This window comes from Pseudomonas sp. PS02288, assembly GCF_029959715.1.
In the GTDB taxonomy this organism is placed as follows: Bacteria; Pseudomonadota; Gammaproteobacteria; order Pseudomonadales; family Pseudomonadaceae; genus Pseudomonas_O; species Pseudomonas_O kuykendallii.
Genome location: NZ_JASCPA010000151.1, coordinates 1 through 255, shown reverse-complemented (window position 1 = coordinate 255; position 255 = coordinate 1). Strand labels below are relative to the sequence as shown.

The following is a 255-nucleotide window of genomic DNA, read 5'->3' as shown; positions in this document are numbered from 1 at the left end:
GCGCACGCGACGGGCAGGTGCACACCTCGCCCTGGTTGAAGAACGCCAGCACCAGGCCTTCGGCGGCCTTCTCGATGAAGCTCGGCTCGGCCTGCATGATGTCTTCGAAGAAGATGTTCGGGCTCTTACCGCCCAGCTCGACGGTGCTGGGGATGATGTTCTCGGCGGCGCACTTGAGGATGTGCGAGCCGACCGGGGTGGAGCCGGTGAAGGCGATCTTGGCAATGCGCTTGCTGGTGGCCAGCGCCTCGCCGG

1 protein-coding gene is annotated in these 255 nt (G+C 65.9%); it reads right to left on the bottom strand.

The genetic code is table 11. The annotated features are described in order from the left end of the window. Positions 1-255, bottom strand: a 255-nt coding sequence (locus QMX85_RS23520; RefSeq protein WP_282344970.1) for an aldehyde dehydrogenase family protein, incomplete at both ends; no start/stop codon positions are given.